Annotated in this window: 22 protein-coding genes and 1 pseudogene; 4 read left to right on the top strand and 19 right to left on the bottom strand. The window is 33.6% G+C overall.

The genetic code is table 11. From position 1 onward, the window contains the following. The 4 genes from ACKVOD_RS08775 to trpA all read left to right on the top strand — a co-directional run. A partial coding sequence (locus ACKVOD_RS08775) for a phosphoribosylanthranilate isomerase (RefSeq protein ID WP_409209091.1) occupies positions 1 to 636 on the top strand: 636 nt, incomplete at its 5' end. A 101-nt stretch (positions 637 to 737) separates the two neighbouring features. Next, a complete protein-coding gene (trpB, locus tag ACKVOD_RS08770) occupies positions 738 to 1919 on the top strand; it encodes a tryptophan synthase subunit beta (RefSeq protein WP_409209090.1) in 1182 nt (393 codons plus the stop codon). 207 nt (positions 1920 to 2126) lie between these two features. Beyond that, entirely contained in the window at positions 2127 to 2447 is a 321-nt protein-coding gene (locus ACKVOD_RS08765) for a gamma-glutamylcyclotransferase family protein (protein WP_409209089.1), read from the top strand. A gap of 256 nt (positions 2448 to 2703) precedes the next feature. Beyond that, positions 2704 to 3465: a tryptophan synthase subunit alpha gene (gene trpA / locus ACKVOD_RS08760; protein WP_409209092.1), complete on the top strand. Its 762-nt coding sequence runs from the start codon at positions 2704 to 2706 to the stop codon at positions 3463 to 3465. Between the two features lie 263 nt (positions 3466 to 3728). Here the strand turns inward: trpA and yaaA are convergent, their stop codons facing one another. From yaaA to rpsH, 19 genes and pseudogenes are all read right to left on the bottom strand, one after another. After that, positions 3729 to 4487: a peroxide stress protein YaaA gene (yaaA, locus tag ACKVOD_RS08755; protein ID WP_409209088.1), complete on the bottom strand. Its 759-nt coding sequence runs from the start codon at positions 4485 to 4487 to the stop codon at positions 3729 to 3731. 317 nt (positions 4488 to 4804) lie between these two features. Continuing rightward, the gene (locus ACKVOD_RS08750) at positions 4805 to 7576 is read right to left on the bottom strand and encodes a bifunctional aconitate hydratase 2/2-methylisocitrate dehydratase (protein WP_409209087.1); all 2772 of its coding nucleotides are present in this window, start codon (positions 7574 to 7576) and stop codon (positions 4805 to 4807) included. 364 nt (positions 7577 to 7940) lie between these two features. Beyond that, entirely contained in the window at positions 7941 to 8894 is a 954-nt protein-coding gene (locus tag ACKVOD_RS08745; protein WP_409209086.1) for an AAA family ATPase, read from the bottom strand. A gap of 79 nt (positions 8895 to 8973) precedes the next feature. Beyond that, on the bottom strand, positions 8974 to 10404 hold the full coding sequence (locus ACKVOD_RS08740; RefSeq protein WP_409209085.1) for a peptidylprolyl isomerase: 1431 nt from the start codon (positions 10402 to 10404) through the stop codon (positions 8974 to 8976). A 319-nt stretch (positions 10405 to 10723) separates the two neighbouring features. Continuing rightward, positions 10724 to 11824: a glutamine-hydrolyzing carbamoyl-phosphate synthase small subunit gene (gene carA, locus ACKVOD_RS08735; protein WP_409209084.1), complete on the bottom strand. Its 1101-nt coding sequence runs from the start codon at positions 11822 to 11824 to the stop codon at positions 10724 to 10726. A 337-nt stretch (positions 11825 to 12161) separates the two neighbouring features. Further along, positions 12162 to 12653, bottom strand: a pseudogene (gene rplQ / locus ACKVOD_RS08730) (50S ribosomal protein L17); the annotation flags it as partial. 62 nt (positions 12654 to 12715) lie between these two features. Next, positions 12716 to 13708, bottom strand: coding sequence for a DNA-directed RNA polymerase subunit alpha (locus ACKVOD_RS08725; protein ID WP_409209083.1), 993 nt, complete (start codon positions 13706 to 13708; stop codon positions 12716 to 12718). Between the two features lie 21 nt (positions 13709 to 13729). After that, positions 13730 to 14335 carry a 30S ribosomal protein S4 gene (gene rpsD / locus ACKVOD_RS08720; RefSeq protein WP_409209082.1) on the bottom strand — a complete coding sequence of 202 codons (606 nt, stop codon included), beginning with the start codon at positions 14333 to 14335 and terminating at the stop codon, positions 13730 to 13732. 94 nt (positions 14336 to 14429) lie between these two features. After that, positions 14430 to 14813 (bottom strand): 30S ribosomal protein S11, encoded by a 384-nt coding sequence (gene rpsK, locus ACKVOD_RS08715; protein WP_073370545.1) that lies wholly within the window; start codon positions 14811 to 14813, stop codon positions 14430 to 14432. Between the two features lie 8 nt (positions 14814 to 14821). Further along, positions 14822 to 15196 (bottom strand): 30S ribosomal protein S13, encoded by a 375-nt coding sequence (rpsM, locus tag ACKVOD_RS08710; protein ID WP_409209081.1) that lies wholly within the window; start codon positions 15194 to 15196, stop codon positions 14822 to 14824. Positions 15197 to 15198: 2 nt separating this feature from the next. Continuing rightward, the gene (gene ykgO / locus ACKVOD_RS08705; protein ID WP_073370549.1) at positions 15199 to 15315 is read right to left on the bottom strand and encodes a type B 50S ribosomal protein L36; all 117 of its coding nucleotides are present in this window, start codon (positions 15313 to 15315) and stop codon (positions 15199 to 15201) included. A gap of 98 nt (positions 15316 to 15413) precedes the next feature. After that, entirely contained in the window at positions 15414 to 15629 is a 216-nt protein-coding gene (gene infA, locus ACKVOD_RS08700; protein WP_007136545.1) for a translation initiation factor IF-1, read from the bottom strand. Positions 15630 to 15632: 3 nt separating this feature from the next. Beyond that, complete coding sequence (gene secY / locus ACKVOD_RS08695) at positions 15633 to 16979, bottom strand: preprotein translocase subunit SecY (protein WP_409209080.1); 1347 nt, start codon at positions 16977 to 16979, stop codon at positions 15633 to 15635. A gap of 13 nt (positions 16980 to 16992) precedes the next feature. Beyond that, complete coding sequence (rplO, locus tag ACKVOD_RS08690) at positions 16993 to 17445, bottom strand: 50S ribosomal protein L15 (RefSeq protein ID WP_409209079.1); 453 nt, start codon at positions 17443 to 17445, stop codon at positions 16993 to 16995. A 10-nt stretch (positions 17446 to 17455) separates the two neighbouring features. Continuing rightward, positions 17456 to 17638, bottom strand: a complete 183-nt coding sequence (gene rpmD / locus ACKVOD_RS08685) for a 50S ribosomal protein L30 (RefSeq protein WP_035668100.1) — start codon at positions 17636 to 17638, stop codon at positions 17456 to 17458. Positions 17639 to 17650: 12 nt separating this feature from the next. Further along, positions 17651 to 18178: a 30S ribosomal protein S5 gene (rpsE, locus tag ACKVOD_RS08680; RefSeq protein ID WP_409209078.1), complete on the bottom strand. Its 528-nt coding sequence runs from the start codon at positions 18176 to 18178 to the stop codon at positions 17651 to 17653. Positions 18179 to 18182: 4 nt separating this feature from the next. Continuing rightward, complete coding sequence (gene rplR / locus ACKVOD_RS08675) at positions 18183 to 18533, bottom strand: 50S ribosomal protein L18 (protein ID WP_409209077.1); 351 nt, start codon at positions 18531 to 18533, stop codon at positions 18183 to 18185. A gap of 11 nt (positions 18534 to 18544) precedes the next feature. Beyond that, complete coding sequence (gene rplF / locus ACKVOD_RS08670) at positions 18545 to 19087, bottom strand: 50S ribosomal protein L6 (protein WP_409209076.1); 543 nt, start codon at positions 19085 to 19087, stop codon at positions 18545 to 18547. Between the two features lie 18 nt (positions 19088 to 19105). Continuing rightward, the gene (gene rpsH, locus ACKVOD_RS08665) at positions 19106 to 19504 is read right to left on the bottom strand and encodes a 30S ribosomal protein S8 (protein WP_409209075.1); all 399 of its coding nucleotides are present in this window, start codon (positions 19502 to 19504) and stop codon (positions 19106 to 19108) included. Positions 19505 to 19574: the final 70 nt, after the last annotated feature.

Here is a 19574-nt window from a genome sequence, read left to right as displayed (position 1 = left end):
ATGAAACTTAAAATCTGCGGTATGAAATATCCCGACAATATTCTCGAAGTAGGATTGCTCCTACCCGATTATATGGGTTTTATTTTTTGGGAGAAATCGGCACGATATTTTGACGGAATCATTCCTGAATTGCCAAAAAGCATAAAAAAGACTGGCGTTTTTGTAAATGCAACTGTCGAAGAAATTGTAGAAAAGGTTTCAAAATACGATTTGCAAGCAGTACAACTTCACGGTCAGGAATCGGTTGCTTTTTGCAAAGAACTAAAAAGTAAGTTGCCACTTTCAATCGAAATAATTAAAGTGTTTTCGGCAGACGAGAATTTTGATTTTGAAGTATTAAAACCATTTGAAACCGTTTGCGATTATTTCCTTTTTGATACCAAAGGAAAATTACCAGGCGGAAACGGAACTACTTTTGATTGGAAAATATTAGAAAATTATCCTTCAACAAAACCATTCTTCTTGAGTGGTGGAATAGGAATAGCCGAATTGGAAGACGTTAAACAAGTATTAAAAACCAATTTACCCATTTATGCCATTGATATAAATAGTAAATTTGAGGTCAAACCAGGATTAAAAAATTTAGAATTGTGTAAAATCGCGCGTAGAGACGTTGCAATGCAACGACTATCATAGAAATATTGAAATGTAATGTCAATCATTTAGACGTTGCAATGCAATCAATCATTTAGACGTTGCAATGCAACGTCTCTATCACGGCAATAAAAAATAAAAACATGTCATACAACGTAAACGAAAAAGGCTATTACGGAGAATTTGGAGGAGCCTACATTCCAGAAATGTTATATCCAAATGTAGAAGAATTGCGTCAACAGTATTTAAAAATCACCGCCGAACCCGAATTTCAAGCCGAGTTCGATTCTTTGCTAAAAGAATATGCGGGTCGCCCTACTCCACTGTATTTTGCAAAGCGTTTATCAGAACAATACAATACAAAAATCTACCTCAAAAGAGAAGATTTGTGCCATACAGGCGCGCACAAAGTGAACAATACCATTGGGCAAATTTTATTAGCCAAACGATTGGGCAAAACCCGAATTATTGCAGAAACTGGCGCAGGTCAGCACGGAGTTGCAACAGCAACAGTTTGTGCCTTAATGGGATTAGAATGTATCGTTTATATGGGCGAAGTGGATATCAAAAGACAAGCTCCCAATGTAGCCCGAATGAAAATGTTAGGCGCCGAAGTTCGTCCTGCAACATCAGGTTCTAAAACACTAAAAGATGCAACGAATGAAGCGATTCGGGATTGGATTAACAATCCTGTGGATACCTATTATATCATTGGATCGGTTGTAGGACCGCATCCTTATCCTGATATGGTAGCGCGTTTTCAAAGTGTGATTTCCAAAGAAATTAAATGGCAATTATTAGAAAAAGAAGGACGTGAAAATCCCGATTATGTAATTGCTTGTGTGGGTGGCGGTAGCAATGCTGCTGGAACGTATTATCATTTTCTAGACAACGAAGATGTTAAAATCATAGCGGTTGAAGCCGCTGGTTTAGGAGTTGACTCTGGCGAAAGTGCCGCAACCTCTGCTTTAGGAAAAATCGGTGTCATTCACGGTAGCAAAACACTATTGATGCAATCTGTAGACGGTCAAATTACAGAACCCTACTCAATTTCAGCAGGATTAGATTACCCTGGTGTTGGTCCAATGCATGCCAATTTATTCGCCACAGGAAGAGCACAATTTATCGCAATAACCGATGAAGACGCCATGAATTGGGGATTGAAATTATCCCAAATGGAAGGACTAATTCCAGCAATAGAAAGTGCCCATGCCTTTGCAGTTTTGGACGAAATGAAATTTAAACCCGAAGATATAGTAGTCATCAATTTATCAGGTCGTGGTGATAAAGATTTGAATACCTACATCGATTATTTCAAATTATAATTGGTTTTGTACTAATGCCGAGTTATCGGATAAACTACCTCGGAGCAGAGCTCCAAAAGTATTAGCGAAATAACAGCCACAGATTCACAGATTTTCAAAAATCTTTTTTAATCTGTGACCCGAGCAATGGCGAACAGGCGAAGCAATCTGTGTCAAAAAAACCGAAGCAGAGCTTCGGGGAATTAAACCTAAAATAGATTAAATGAAATGGAAAATTTATTTGCTTACGGAACTTTAAAAGACAAAGAGATTCAAGAACGAATTTTTGGACGTTTACTAAAAGGAACTCCCGATAATTTAATTGGGTTTGTAATACAAGATATTCGTATCGAAGAAGAATTTGGCATCATTGAATATCCAATCATTGTAGAAACCAAAAACGCAGCAGAAAGTATTAGTGGCATTTGCTACCAACTAAGCGAACGAGAGCTAGGGCTAGCAGACACCTACGAAGGAATGCATTACAAAAGAATTGAAGTCAAATTAGAATCGAATGAAATGGCTTGGACTTATACCGCAGTAGTATAAAATAAATTAAAAGAAACGTTGGTTGTTAAAAAAAAACGAAACAAGATTTTAAAAAATTTAACCACATAGATTCATAGAAAAAAGAGTTGGATAGCCCAATTTTTGGGTTCAGATAGCTATGATTATCTTAAAGTAAGTGAAACGCCTTTGAAAAATTCACAAAATCTATGGCTCTATGTGGTAAAAAAATAAAAAAACATAATTACACCCTATGGGCAAAAAAACAAACCCATTTGAATCTGACAAAGAAGTTACAATGAACAGAATAAATCAAAAATTACAAGAAAACAACAAGATATTATCCATTTATTTTTCGGCTGGTTATCCTAATCTAAACGATACGGTACAAATCATTCAGGATTTAGAAAAAAACGGAGTCGATATGATCGAAATTGGATTGCCTTTTAGCGATCCATTGGCCGATGGACCAACGATTCAAGAAAGTTCAACCCAAGCATTATACAACGGAATGACTACGCAAGTCTTGTTTGAGCAACTAAAGGATATCCGAAAAACGGTTTCCATACCGCTAATAATCATGGGCTATTACAACCCCATGTTGCAATATGGTATGGAGAAATTTTGCCAGAAATGTGCCGAAATTGGTGTCGATGGACTCATAATTCCTGATTTACCGGTAGATGTGTATGCTAATGAATACAAAGCCACTTTCGAAAAAAACGGTTTAATTAATGTACTTCTGATAACGCCACAAACTTCGGATGATCGCATTCATTTTATTGATAGCGTTTCAGATGGGTTTATTTATATGGTGAGTTCCGCGAGTGTTACAGGATCGCAATCTGGTTTTGGAAATACCCAAGAAGCTTATTTCAAAAGAATAGCCAACATGAATCTTAAAAACCCTCAAGTCATTGGATTTGGCATCAACAATGCCGAAACTTTTAACCAAGCCACACAATTTGCCAAAGGAGCCATCATAGGTAGCGCTTTCATCAAAAACTTGACCGAAAATGGGGTTGAAAGTATTGGAGAATTTGTGAAAGGGATTCGATAAAAATAGTGCTATATAAAAGGAAACGGCTTTTTTTTACGATTTATAAGAATATTTATAGATTTTACAATAAATAATATTTGCTTTTGTCGCATATACCTACCTAAAAACGGATGGTTTTGTGAGATTTTACAATACACATATACAAGTTGGCGTCAAGCAAAAATACAGATCACTATGAACCGAATACTATTGATTGTTGATATACTCGGATTCCCCGCTAGCGCGAGCGTCCCGCTCGTGCCCACAAAAAAATTAATTCAAAACTACCTCGTAAAAACCAGCTGATTTTCTTTTGATAAATTGGCATCAAATTGATAGCCTTCGTAGTTAAATCCTTTTAAATCTTCGATGGTTTTTGCATTTGTATCTAGAATGTAACGCACCATCATTCCTCTGGCTTTTTTGGCAAAAAAACTAATAATTTTAAGTTTTCCGTCTTTATAATCTTTAAATTCTGGGGTAATTACGGGTACTTTTAAGGTTTTGACATCTACTGCCGAAAAGTATTCGGTACTGGCTAAATTGATAAACAATTCTCCTTTTTCGAGTTCTTTGTTTAGGGCTTTGGTTACCATAGGTTTCCAAAATTCATGAAGATTTTTACTATCCCCAATAGCTAATTTTGTTCCCATTTCTAATCGATACGCTTGCATTAAATCTAAGGGTTTCAAGAGTCCGTAAAAACCTGATAAAATTCTTAGACTATTTTGCAAATCATCCAGTTTGTCTAAAGGAATAGTAAAGGCGTCTAATCCTGAATACACATCACCGTCGAAAGTATAAATGGCAGCTCGGGCGTTTTGTATCGTAAAAGGGGTTTTCCAATCTTGATTGCGTTGCCAATTTAATTGAGCCAGATTATCCGAAATTGTCATTAATTCCGAAAGTTCATTCGGAGATTTTTGTTTTAAAACTTGATGAACCTGACGTGCTTCTTTTAGAAATGTAGCTTCTGAATATTTTTCCGTTGGTACTGCTTTTTCGAAATTTAACGATTTGGCTGGCGATAGAACAATTTTCATAAAATTAAACTCAGGGTTGAAGTTTCAAAAATACGAATTGAAAAACCGAAAAGAAAACAAAGAAGCTTTATATTTTTACTTTTTTAAACTAAACCAATATGGACTTGGATTTATAGACAAAAAGTTTACTTATTTGTGTTAATTCTTTAAGCCACGAATTTACTAATTAAAGTATAAAATTCGTGAATTCATGGCTTAAAACATTTTTGAATATTCAAGGAAAATGAACTAAAATGCATATTTTAAGTATATCTGTGACCAATAAAAAAAGCCCGATACAAGTATCGAGCTTTTACTTTCAAATTAAATTATTTGAATTATTTTACTAACAATTTACTAGATGGTTTAAACTTGGTCAAATTAATGCCATCAACTGCAGCAATATATTCTTCAATTGTGGGAGTTCTACCAAGTACGGTAGATAATACTACAACCGGTGTAGATGAAAGTAAAGATTCTCCTTTTTTACCTTCTTTATCTTCTACAACCCTACCTTGGAATAGACGAGTTGAAGTTGCCATTACTGTATCTCCTTTTTCAGCTTTTTCTTGGTTACCCATACATAGGTTACAACCTGGACGCTCTAAATACAACATGTTTTCGTATTTAAGACGAGCTTCACCTTTAGGTGCGTTATCATCAAATTCAAAGCCTGAATATTTTTGTAATACATCCCAATCCCCTTCCGCTTTTAATTCATCAACAATATTATAAGTAGGTGGAGCCACAACAAGAGGGGCTTTAAACTCCACTTTACCCTGCTGTCTTTCTATATTTTTAAGCATCTGAGCAAGTATTTTCATATCTCCTTTGTGAATCATACAGGAACCTATAAATCCAAGATCTACTTTTTTAGTACCTCCATAAAAAGATAATGGTCTAATAGTATCATGTGTATATCTTTTAGAAACGTCAGCGTTATTTACATCAGGATCGGCAATCATTGGTTCAACAATTACATCCAAATCAATTAATACTTCGGCATAATATTTAGCATTTGAATCCGGAGTTAACGCAGGTTTTACTCCTGAACTAATTTCGTCAATTCTTTTATTAGCTCTGTTAATCAAACCTTGAAGTACTTGGTTATGATTATCCATGCCTTTATCAATCATGATTTGGATTCTGCTTATAGAAATTTCCAAAGATTCGATTAATGTAGCATCTTCAGAAATACAGATAGAAGCTTTAGCCTTCATTTCTGCAGTCCAGTCGGTAAATGTAAATGCTTGATCGGCGGTAAGTGTTCCTAGGTGAACCTCGATTATTCTTCCTTGAAATACATTTTCACCACCAAATTTTTGAAGCATTTGCGATTGTGTAGCATGAACAACATCTCTAAAATCCATATATTCCTTCATGCTTCCTTTGAAAGTTACCTTTACCGATTCAGGAATTGGCATAGAGGCTTCGCCAGTTGCCAAAGCCAAAGCAACGGTTCCTGAGTCTGCACCAAAAGCTACCCCTTTTGACATTCTTGTATGTGAATCACCACCAATGATGATTGCCCATTCATCAATAGTAATATCGTTAAGCACTTTATGAATTACATCAGTCATTGCATGATAAACGCCTTTCGGGTCACGAGCAGTGATCAATCCGAAGTCGTTCATAAATTTCATCAATCTAGGAATATTTGCCTTCGATTTATTATCCCAAACTGAAGCAGTATGACAACCCGATTGGTATGCACCGTCAACGATTGGTGAAATTACAGTAGCTGCCATAGACTCCAATTCTTGAGAAGTCATCAAACCAGTTGTATCTTGTGAACCAATAATATTTACAGTAACACGAACATCAGAACCAGCGTGTAAAATTTTACCTGGAGTTGTTCCAACTGCATTTTTATTAAATATTTTTTCTACTGCCGTAAGACCTTGTCCTTCGATAGAAACTTCTTTTGACGGAGCATAAACAGGCACAATATCAATACCCAGAGTTTTAGAGGCAAATGTTTGCAGTTTTTTTCCAAATACAATTGCGTAAGAACCTCCCGCTTTAATAAACTCAATTTTCTGTGGCGTGAATGCTTTTGAGATATCTATTAACTCTTTATCCCCATTATAAAGTTTCTTGGTTTTTGTATTGATGGTGAGAACTGTGCCGGTAGCAACAGAATACACTTCTTCGAGAATAGGATCACCGCTTTCGTTGCGAACAACATTACCATTTTCATCTAATTTTTTTACCCAGTTTTTAAGATCCAAACCTATACCACCTGTAACATCTACAGTGGTCAGAAAAATAGGAGAAATACCGTTTGTTCCTGCAACAATTGGTGCAAAATTAACAAACGGAACATAAGGACTTGCTTGCTTACCTGTCCAAAGCGCAACGTTATTTACCCCTGACATTCTTGAAGAACCTACACCCATAGTGCCTTTTTCGGCAATCAACATTACTGACTTATCAGGGTGTTGTGCTTGTAGCATTTTTATTTCCTCTTGGGCCGGAATAGAAATCATACATTTACCATGAAGTTCACGGTCAGAACGAGAGTGCGCTTGGTTACCTGGTGAAAGCAAATCGGTAGAAATATCTCCAACACCAGCTATATAGGTTACTACTTTAATTTCTTCAACTATTTCGGGGAGTTTTGTGAAAAATTCGGCTTGTGCATAACTTTTAACAATAGATGTGGCTATTTCATTTCCACTTTCAAATGCCACTTTAAGACGTTCCATATCCGCTTCATAAAGATACACTTGTGTCTTAAGAACTTTTGCAGCTTCTTTAGCGATATTTGCATCAATACCCAGTGCTAAATCAAGAAGAACTTCAATTGAAGGCCCACCTTTCATGTGTGATAATAACTCAAAGGCAAAAGCAGGAGTAATTTCCTTTACCACTGATTCCTCTAGGATTATTTTCTTTAAAAATGCAGCTTTTACAGTCGCAGCGCTAGTAGTACCAGGTATAGTGTTATAAATAAAGAAACTTAGAGAATCTTCTCTATATTCGTTATTTATATCAATTATTTGTTTAATTATTTCGCTCAACAATTCGGCACCATCAATAGGCTTAGGTTTAAGACCTTGGATTTTGCGTTCTTCAATTTCCTTTATGTAATCGTTATAAGTATTCATAATGATGTCTTTTCAATGTTATCGGGAGTTTAATTTAATAATTTCAAAATCAAAAAGCCCAAATTTTTAGTTTATTTATTTGTGATACAAATTTAAAGAATTTATGATGAAAATTTGAAATAATTTAATAGAAGATGCTTATTGTATCATTATAATTACAAATAAATAAGATTATATGATTTAAATTGAAAAATTCTGAATATCAGCTTAAATATTTGTCTATTTTCATCATAAAATGATAGGGAAATCGATTTAAATTCGATTAATTTCTGAAAATTTTTAAATAAAATTGCAAAATACGTGAATAGTATTCATTTCAAAATCAAAATAAAACTATAAAAGGCGTATGATAAACAAAAAAAGTTTACAACAATTTATCTATAATCATTTCTTCAGTAATTCCTTCGGCGTCAGCTTTATAATTTTTAATAATTCTATGACGCAAAATTCCTGAAGCCACCGCTTTTACATCTTCAATATCAGGAGAAAATTTACTGTTAAAAGCTGCATGAGCCTTGGCAGCCAAAATTAAATTTTGAGATGCTCTAGGTCCTGCTCCCCAATCTAAATAATTTTTTACAAAATCATTCGATAATGGATTGTTTGGACGCGTTTTACTAACCAAAGTTACAGCATATTCAATTACATTATCTGCAACTGGAATTCTACGAATAAGATGCTGGAAATCGATGATTTCTTGAGCGGTAAACAATGGATTTATGATTTGTTTTTCATCAGAAGTAGTTTTTTTAACCACACTAACTTCCTCGTCAAAAGAAGGATAGTCTAATTTAATAGCAAACATAAATCGGTCTAACTGAGCTTCAGGCAAAGGATATGTCCCTTCTTGCTCAATTGGGTTTTGGGTAGCCAAAACAAAATAGGGTAAATCTAATTTATAATTTTGACCTGCGATAGTTACTGATCGTTCTTGCATTGCTTCTAATAGAGCGGCCTGAGTTTTAGGTGGTGTTCTATTGATTTCGTCAGCTAGGATAATATTTGAAAAAATTGGGCCTTTTATAAATTTAAATTGACGGTTTTCATCTAGAATTTCGCTCCCTAAAATATCAGAAGGCATTAAATCAGGGGTAAATTGTATTCTTTTAAAATCAAGACCAAGTGCTTGCGCTAAAGTATTCACCATTAACGTTTTTGCAAGTCCAGGAACCCCAACTAAAAGAGCGTGACCTCCAGAAAAAATAGATAATAAAATTTGATCTATTACCGCATCTTGACCTACAATTATTTTTGCTATTTCAATTTTAAGTTCATTACGTTTTTGAACTAAATTATGTATTGCTGTTACGTCTGACATATTGAAGGTTAGAAATTAGAAGGTGGAAGGTGAAAACTGCTTTGAATTACTACTGTTACTAAATACTGATTACTGAACACTACTTTTTAAGCCAATTGTTTGTAAAACTACAATCTCTATATTCACCAATTATTTTAATATACGTTTCTTTAATTTTCTCATCAAACCATTTTCCAATGGCTTTAATTTGCTTTTCTTTTAAAGCTAATTCTTTGATTTTAGTATAGTCTTTGGCATAATTAGCAGTATGCTCATCAATTCTATTAGTAATAGTAATTATTTTATACTTTTTCTTGCCTGATTGATCTTCATCAATCAATGGAGCTGTAATTTCACCTTCTTTCAAATTTGAAACTTGACCATATAAACTTGGATCCATTTTCGTTAATTCAAAATGTGTGTCCTGAGTTTTTGGGTTAATTAATGCACCCCCATTAGCTCTAGTTTCCTTTTCATCTGAAGTAGTTCTAGCCGCTTCTGAAAAGGTAATTTCTTTATCTATTATTCTTTTTTTAATAAGGGTGATTTTTTCTTTAGCTTCTTTCAAAGCAGCGTCTGTAATAGCTGGAGACAATAATATATGTCGTAATTCTACTTCTTGTCCTTTAATTTTTTCTATATAAATTATATGATACCCAAAATCCGTTTCAAAAGGAGCCGAAATTTCTCCTTCCGCTAGACTAAAAGCAACATCTTTAAACTCTTTTACAAAAGGCGTCTTGCGATTCATTTTATAAAAACCCCCTGTAGCTCTAGATCCTGGATCTTGAGAATACAAAACTGCTTTGGTTGCAAAACTAGATCCTTCTTGAATCTCTTTTTTAAATTCAATCAATTTATCTATGACCTTTTGTTTTTCAGATTCTGAAATTTTTGGTACAATTACAATTTGTGCCACTTCAAGTTCTACTCCAAAAGCTGGTAAATCTGCTGTTGGGATTTTTTTAAAAAAATTACGAACTTCTTCGGGTGTTATTTCAACTTCGTCCACAATCTTTTTTTGCATTTCAGAGGTAAGTTTTTGCTCTTTTAAAATATCAAAAAAATAAGATCTAAAATCTTCTTCAGAATTTTTTTTATAATATTTGACTACTTTGTCCATAGAGCCAATTTGTTCAACCATATAATTTAAACGCTCTTCCATCATTGATTTTACTTCAGCATCAGTAACCTTCAAACTATCTTGTACAGCTTGGTGTGCATAAAGTTTATCCTCTAATAACTTCCCTAACATTTGACATCTTGAAATATCTTTTATACTCCCTCCTTGACTTGAAATCTCAAGGTAAGACTTGTCAATATCAGAATCTAAAACAATATAATCACCCACTTTAGCAATAACACCATCTAGTTTTTGCTTTTGTGTTGGATTATTTTTTACAAGTGTTTCTAGAGCAGTTTCTGGAATAATTTCTTGGGCAAGAATAATTGAATTTGACAAAAGGAACAAAAAGATTAGAAGTACTATTTTAAAACCTACGGCCTTAATTTGAAATGATTTTAAAAGCATTTTTTATTTTATTTTTAAATTATTAAGAAATCTATGTAGATTTCAATTGCATTATAAAGGCTTAAAAATTTGACCAAATATACACTTTAAGAATCAAAAAAAAGCATTGTTAAAACAACAATTACATTAAACTAATCAAGAAACAAAAATAACAATTCAATTATACAATACAAGAATACAGCCTAGTATTAACAAAAAATTATAAAGAAAGCTTTAAAAAATTAGCATTTAAAAAATACATTAAGTAGGAATATAAAAAATAAAAAAAAGCTATCAATTACGACAGCTTTTTTAGATAAAACAAACTTTTTAAAAAAACTTATTTTTTTATATTCTCAATAAATTGATCAAATAAATAAGAGGAATCGTGAGGTCCTGGACTTGCTTCAGGATGGTATTGAACAGAAAAACAATTTTTGTTTTTCATTCTCATTCCCGCAACTGTACCATCGTTTAAGTGGAGATGTGTAATTTCCATTTCAGGATGGTTGTCTAATTCTTCTTTATTCACTGCAAAACCATGATTTTGAGAAGTAATTTCTCCTTTGCCTGTGATGATATTTTTAACAGGATGATTAATTCCTCTGTGACCGTTAAACATTTTGTAGGTAGATATTCCATTTGCCAAAGCAATAACTTGGTGTCCTAAACAAATTCCAAATAAAGGTTTGTTATTTTCAATCACTTCTTTGGCAACTTGAATAGCGCTAGTTAGTGGATCAGGATCTCCAGGTCCGTTTGATAAGAAAAAACCATCTGGGTTGAATGCTACCAATTCAGAATAGGTTGAATCAAAAGGAAAGACTTTAATGTAACAATCTCTGTTGGCAAGATTACGAAGAATATTTGTTTTAATTCCCAAGTCTAAAGCTGCGACTTTGTAAGTAGCGCTTTCGTCACCAAAGAAATAGGGGTTTTTAGTAGAAACTTTAGAAGCTAATTCTAATCCTTTCATATTTGGAACTTTTGCAAGAGCAATTTTGAGTTCTTCAATTGGTGTATCATCAGTACAAATTACCGAATTCATTGCTCCGTTATCACGAATATAACTTACGAGCCCGCGAGTGTCAACATCTGATATGCATATTAGGTTTTGTTTTGTAAAATAGTCTTCCAAACTTCCGGAAGAATCTTCGCGAGAATAATTGAAACTGAAATTTTTACAAACCAAACCTGCTATCTTTATGCTGTCCGATTCTATTTCTTTGACGTTTACTCCATAGTTTCCAATGTGGGCATTAGTTGCCACCATAATTTGTCCAAAATAAGAAGGGTCAGTAAAAATTTCTTGGTAACCAGTCATTCCAGTATTAAAACATACTTCACCAAAAGTAGTTCCTGAAATTCCTATAGATTTTCCGTGAAAAATAGTTCCATCACTTAAAAGAAGTATGGCGCTTTTTCTTGTTGTGTATTTCATTCGTTGATTTATTATTATAAATGTCAAATAAACTAGTTTGACTTTATTAATTGAGACTATTTATTCTACAAATTTAATTTTTTAACGCTAAGAGTGCAAGATTTTCTAGGAGATAATTTATATAAAAATCAAAAAAAAAAAAAGGATAAACTATTAAAAGTTTATCCTTTTTTTATTTAATTAATATTTTTCATAATTAAACCGTATCTTCTTTTGGAGCTTCTTCATCAGAATTAGCAATTGGAGTTTCATCAACAACTTCTGGAGTTTCAATTACTGCTACTTCGGGAGTTTGCTCTAACGCTTCAATAACATCTGATTCTACTTCAGCTACTGAAGCTACTTCAGCAGTTTCCACTTCGGTAAGTTCAGCAACTGGGGCTACTACTGCAACATCGTCAGCTTTCTTTGCTTTTCCACCACGACGGCTTTTAGCTTTTTTCTCTTCTTTTTTACCACCATTATAAATTTCATTGAAATCTACCAGTTCGATCATTGCCATATCAGCATTATCTCCTAAACGATTACCAACTTTTATAATACGTGTGTATCCACCTGGACGATCTCCTACTTTGGCAGCTACATCTCTGAACAAGTCAGTAACTGCGTATTTGCTACGTAAATAAGCAAAAACAATACGACGATTATGAGTCGTATCATCTTTTGATTTTGTTATTAATGGCTCAACAAATTGCTTAAGGGCTTTTGCTTTAGCAACAGTAGTGTTAATACGTTTATGCTCTATTAGAGAACAAGCCATATTAGCCAACATAGCTTTTCTATGTGGGGTCTGTCTGCTTAAGTGATTATGTTTTTTTCCGTGTCTCATGACGTATTTTTTTAAACTTCATCTTGCTTCTATCCACTTTGGAGAGCAAAATATGAAATAATTTACTCTTTATCTAATTTGTATTTTGCTAAATCCATTCCAAAGTTCAAATTTTTAATTGCTACTAGTTCGTCTAGTTCAGTTAAAGATTTTTTACCAAAATTACGGAATTTCATTAAGTCGTTTTTATTGAAAGATACTAAATCTCCTAATGTATCGACTTCAGCAGCTTTAAGGCAATTTAATGCTCTAACAGAAAGATCCATATCAACAAGCTTAGTTTTAAGCAATTGTCTCATATGCAATGATTCCTCATCATAAGATTCTGTTTGTGCAATTTCGTCAGCCTCTAATGTTATTCTTTCATCAGAAAACAACATAAAGTGGTGAATTAGTACTTTTGCAGCTTCTGTAAGAGCATCTTTAGGATTAATTGAACCATCAGTTTTGATTTCAAAAACTAATTTTTCATAATCTGTTTTTTGCTCAACACGAAAGTTTTCAATACCATATTTTACATTTTTAACTGGAGTAAAAATAGAGTCAGTAAATATCGTGCCAATTGCAGCATTCTGCTTTTTGTTTTCTTCTGCAGGAACATATCCCCTACCTTTTTCGATAGTTAAATCAAAATGTAATTTGATTTTTGGATCTAAATTACAGATTATAAGTTCTGGGTTCAAAACTTGGAAACCAGAAATAAACTTCTGAAAATCACCAGCTGTTAATTGATTTTTACCTGTTACAGAAATTGTAACTGATTCATTATCTATATCTTCAATCTGACGTTTGAAACGTACTTGTTTAAGATTAAGAATAATTTCGGTAACGTCTTCAACAACTCCTGAGATAGTAGAAAACTCATGATCTACACCTTCGATACGAACCGATGTGATTGCATAACCTTCTAATGCTGAAAGCAAAACTCTTCTAAGTGCGTTACCAACTGTCAATCCGTAACCAGGTTCTAAAGGTCTAAACTCAAATTTACCTTCAAAATCGGTTGAATCGATCATGATAACTTTATCGGGCTTCTGAAAATTAAATATTGCCATAAATTTCGACTAAGTCAATTATTATTTGTTGTACAACTCTACGATTAATTGTTCCTTGATGTTTTCTGGAATTTGAAGTCTAGCAGGTACAGAAACAAAAGTACCTTCTTTCAAATCATTGTTCCATGTAATCCATTCATAAACATGACTAGAATTTGACAAAGAACGCTCGATAGCTTCAATTGATTTAGATTTTTCACGAACAGCCACTTTATCACCAGGTTTAAGGTGGTACGATGGGATATTAACGTTTTCACCATTTACAGTAACGTGACGGTGAGAAACGATTTGACGAGCACCTCTTCTAGTTGGAGCGATACCCATTCTAAAAACTACATTATCTAATCTAGCTTCACATAATTGTAATAAAACTTCACCTGTTACCCCTTTAGTAGCAGATGCTTTTTTAAACAAACCTCTGAATTGTTTTTCTAAAATTCCATAAGAATATTTAGCTTTTTGTTTCTCCATTAATTGGATAGCAAATTCAGATTTTTTTCCTCTTTTTTTAGCCATCCCGTGTTGTCCAGGAGGGTAATTTCTTTTTTCGAAAGCTTTATCGTCTCCGAAAATTGCTTCGCCAAATTTACGAGCGATTCTTGTACTAGGACCAGTATATCTTGCCATTTTAAATTGTTTAAGATTGAGATTATGAATTCAGGTCTTATCCTTCAATAATCGAAATTCAATCTAGTTTATACTATAATTTATTGTTTGAGTATTAAACTCTACGTCTTTTAGGAGGACGACATCCGTTGTGAGGCATAGGAGTTACATCGATAATCTCTGTAACTTCAATTCCACCGTTATGCAAAGAACGAATCGCGGACTCACGTCCGTTTCCTGGTCCTTTTACATACACTTTTACTTTTTTAAGTCCAGCTTCTAACGCTACTTTACTGCAATCTTCTGCTGCCATTTGAGCTGCGTATGGAGTATTCTTTTTAGAACCTCTGAAACCCATTTTACCAGCTGAAGACCAAGAAATAACATCACCTTTCTTATTTGTCAAGGAAATAATGATGTTGTTAAAAGTGGCACTAATATGAGCTTCACCCGTTGATTCAACGATAACTTTACGTTTTTTTGTAGTTGCTTTAGCCATATTACTTATTATTTAGTTGCTTTTTTCTTGTTGGCAACAGTTTTTCTTTTACCTTTTCTAGTTCTAGAGTTGTTCTTTGTTCTTTGTCCTCTTAAAGGAAGACCAGATCTATGACGGATACCTCTATAACATCCAATGTCCATTAAACGTTTAATGTTTAAGGAAACTTCTGAGCGAAGTTCTCCTTCAATTTTGAAAAATGATACTGCATCACGAATTCCTCCGATTTGATCATCATTCCAATCTTGCACTTTTGTATCTTGGCTAACTTGAGCTTTTTCTAAAATCTCAATTGCTCTACTTTTACCTATTCCGAAGATGTAGGTTAAAGCGATAACTCCTCTTTTGTTTTTTGGGATATCTACCCCTGCTATTCTTGCCATAACTATCCTTGTCTTTGTTTAAATCTAGGATTCTTTTTGTTGATTACGTATAATCTGCCTTTTCTTCGTACAATTTTGCACTCGGCACTTCTTTTTTTAACTGATGCTCTTACTTTCATTGTGAATTTGCTTTTGGTTTTTAGCTTTTAGCTTTTAGTTTTGAGCTGTAAGCTTATGCTTAAAGCTTGCCGCTATGTACTAACTGCCAATTGCCTATTTAATATCTATAAGTAATTCTTGCTTTTGACAAATCATAAGGACTCATTTCTAGTTTCACTTTATCACCAGGTAATAATTTGATATAATGCATACGCATTTTTCCAGAAATATGAGCAATTACAATATGTCCATTTTCTAACTCAACACGGAACATTGCATTTGACAATGCTTCAATGATTGATCCGTCTTGTTCTATTGCTGATTGTTTTGCCATAAGTTAAGCTACTGCTTTTCTATTTTTACCACTTTTCATTAAACCATCATAATGTTTGTTTAACAAGTATGAATTGATTTGCTGAATAGTATCAATGGCGACACCAACCATAATGATTAATGAAGTACCCCCAAAAAACATTGCCCAAGATTGTTGAACATCCATAAGACTTACTACAATTGCTGGGAACACAGCTATTAAGGCAAGGAATAAGGATCCTGGAAATGTAATGAGTGACATCACTTTGTCAAGAAAATCTGAAGTTTCAACTCCAGGTCTAATACCAGGAATAAAACCACCGCTTCTCTTTAAATCATCAGACATTTTATTAGTAGGAACGGTAATCGCAGTATAAAAGAAAGTAAATACAACTATAAGTGTTGCAAAAACTAAATTATACCAAAAACCGAATATATTACTAAAAGCACCAACGATTGATTGTGAAGCATCTGATTTAGACAATCCTGCAACTGCAGCAGGTATAAACATAATTGCCTGAGCAAATATGATTGGCATAACACCAGAAGCATTTAATTTTAAAGGAATCCATTGTCTATTACCATCAATCATATCTTTTTCAAAATCACCTGATGTTGTACGACGTGCATATTGAACTGGTATTTTTCTGATTGCCATTACAAGCAATACACAGGATATGATAACCAATAACCAAATAATAATTTCTACAACCAATAACATTGGACCGCCATTATTATTGGTAACTCTAGCTGCAAATTCTTGAATAAAAGCTTGAGGAAATCTGGCTAAAATTCCCACCATAATTAATAGTGATATTCCGTTACCTATTCCTTTATCAGTAATTTTTTCTCCTAACCACATGGCAAAAATTGTACCTGTAACTAAAATAATTACTGATGAAAACAAAAATTCAAATGAATTGAACCCTAACAAAAAAGCATTTGCTGGTAATGTTCTGTAAAGATTGTAGATATAACCCGGACCTTGAACTAAGGTAATTGCAATAGTTAACCAACGCGTAATCTGATTAATTTTCTTTCTTCCACTTTCTCCATCACTTTGTAATTTTTGTAAATAAGGAATCGCAATTCCCATTAACTGAACTACAATTGAAGCAGAAATATAAGGCATAATACCTAAAGCAAATATAGAAGCTTGGGAAAAAGCACCACCTGTAAACATGTCAAGAACAGAACCTATTCCTTGCTTAGTTTGTCCAGCTAAACCTCCTAATTGTGTTGCGTCAATACCCGGTAGAGTAACCTGTGCACCAAAACGATACACTAAAAGAATTCCACAAGTAATTAGAATTCTATTTTTTAGTTCTTCTATTTTCCAAACATTGATTATCGATTCAATAAATTTCTTCATCTTAATCAGGAAATTAAATAGTTACAGCTTCTCCACCAGCAGCTTCAATAGCAGCTTTTGCAGTAGCAGTAAATTTGTGAGCAGTTACTTTTAATTTTGCTTTCAATTCACCTCTACCTAAAATCTTAACGATTTCATTTTTAGTAGCCAAACGATTAGCAACATAAACAGTCATGTCAACTGCATCTTTCACTATACCATTATCAACTAATAATTGAAGTGTATCAAGATTTACACCTTCATAATCTTTACGATTAATGTTTGTAAAACCAAACTTAGGCACACGTCTTTGAAGTGGCATTTGACCTCCTTCAAAACCAATTTTTTTAGAATATCCAGAACGAGATTTTGCTCCTTTGTGTCCACGTGCTGCGGTACCACCTTTTCCTGAACCTTCTCCTCTACCTAATCTTTTATTTTGATTGTGTGTAGACCCTTCAGCAGGTTGTAAGTTACTTAAATTCATAACGTATTTGTTATTTAGTTTCTTCAACAGAAACTAAGTGTTTAACTTTATTTATCATTCCAAGGATAGTTGGATTTGAATCATGTTCTACAACTTGACCCATTTTACGAAGACCTAAAGCTTCTAATCCTCTTTTTTGAGTAAGGGGACAGTTGATTTTACTTCTAACTTGTTTTACTAATAATTTAGCCATAATTTCCTTGAATTAACCTTTAAAAACTTTTTCTAAAGAAACGCCTCTTTGTTTTGCAACAGTGTGCGCACTTCTCATTTGCAATAAAGCATCAAATGTTGCTTTTACTACATTATGAGGATTTGATGATCCTTGAGATTTTGATAATACATCATGTATTCCAACTGATTCAAGAACTGAACGAACAGCTCCGCCAGCAATAACTCCAGTACCATGAGAAGCTGGGATTAAGAATACACGTGCTCCACCAAATTTACCTTTTTGTTCGTGAGGAACAGAAAGACCATTCAAAGGAATTTTTACTAAATTTTTCTTAGCATCTTCTACAGCTTTCGCTATTGCTTCAGAAACATCTTTAGATTTTCCTAATCCATGACCAACTACTCCGTTTTCATCACCTACAACTACAATAGCAGAAAAACCAAATGCTCTACCCCCTTTTGTAACTTTAGTAACACGATTTACACTTACCAAACGATCTTTTAATTCAAGACCACTTGGTTTTACTAGCTCTATATTCTTGTATTTACTATTAGACATAATATTAGAATTTAAGTCCAGCCGCTCTCGCGCCTTCCGCTAATGATTTAATACGACCGTGATATAAATAACCTCCTCTATCGAAAGTTACTGTTTCTATCCCAGCTTTTACCGCTTTTTCTGCAACTAGTTTTCCAACTGCTGTTGCAACTTCAACGTTTGTACCTTTTCCTATTTCTTTTTCTCGTGAAGAAGCAGCTAATAAAGTAACTCCATTTACGTCATCTATAAGTTGAGCATAAATTTCCTTGTTACTTCTAAATACAGATAGTCTTGGATTAGTAGCAGTACCACTAATTGTTTTTCTAATTCTGAATCTAATTCTCTGTCTTCTTTCAGGTTTTGTTAATGACATAATGATATTTTTTACGCTGATTTACCTGCTTTTCTTCTTAATACTTCACCTACAAATTTAACACCTTTTCCTTTGTACGGCTCTGGCTTGCGGAAACCTCTGATTTTCGCTGCAACCTGACCTAAAAGTTGTTTGTCAAATGATGTTAATTTCACAATTGGATTTTTACCTTTTTCAGATATAGTTTCCAATTTTACTTCTGGAGCTACTTCTAAAACAATGTTGTGAGAAAATCCAAGAGCTAAATCTAATTTTTGTCCTTGATTAGAAGCTCTATAACCTACTCCAACTAATTCCAATGATTTTGTAAAACCTTCTGTTACTCCAATAATCATATTATTGATTAAAGATCTGTACAAACCGTGTTTTGCTCTTTGATCTTTGTGATCAGATGACCTGTCCACTTGAACTAAATCTCCTTCAACTGTAACAGTAACATCTGAATATTCCTGTGTAAGTTGACCATTTTTTCCTTTTACTGTAATAATACCATTTGCAACTTCAACAGTTACTCCAGCAGGGATTACAACGGGATTTTTACCTATTCTTGACATCTCTTATAAGTCTTTTAATTAGTATACGTAACAAATTACTTCACCACCAACATTTAATTGCTTCGCTTGTTTCCCAGTCATAAGACCTTTTGAAGTTGAAACAATAGCAATACCTAATCCGTTAAGGATTCTTGGTATGGTAGAAGAACCTGAATACTTACGTAAACCTGGTTTACTAATTCTTTGGATATCTTTGATTACTGGCTCTTTAGTATCTTTATCATACTTTAAAGCGATTTTGATGGAACCCTGAACAGCGTTATCCTCAAATTTGTAACTCAAGATATAACCTTGATCAAATAAGATCTTTGTTATTTCTTTTTTTAGATTAGAAGCAGGAATTTCGACAACTTTGTGGTTTGCAGCCACAGCGTTTCTAACTCTTGTTAAATAATCCGCAATTGGATCTGTATACATGTGTATTGATTTGCGGTAACGGTTTTCAAAAGAACTATTCTATTGAACCTGAAACCAATTTATAAATGTT

The organism is Flavobacterium sp., assembly GCF_046155325.1.
In the GTDB taxonomy this organism is placed as follows: Bacteria; Bacteroidota; Bacteroidia; order Flavobacteriales; family Flavobacteriaceae; genus Flavobacterium.
Note: the sequence above shows the minus strand (reverse complement) of the source record. Positions and strands in the feature narration are given on the sequence as shown.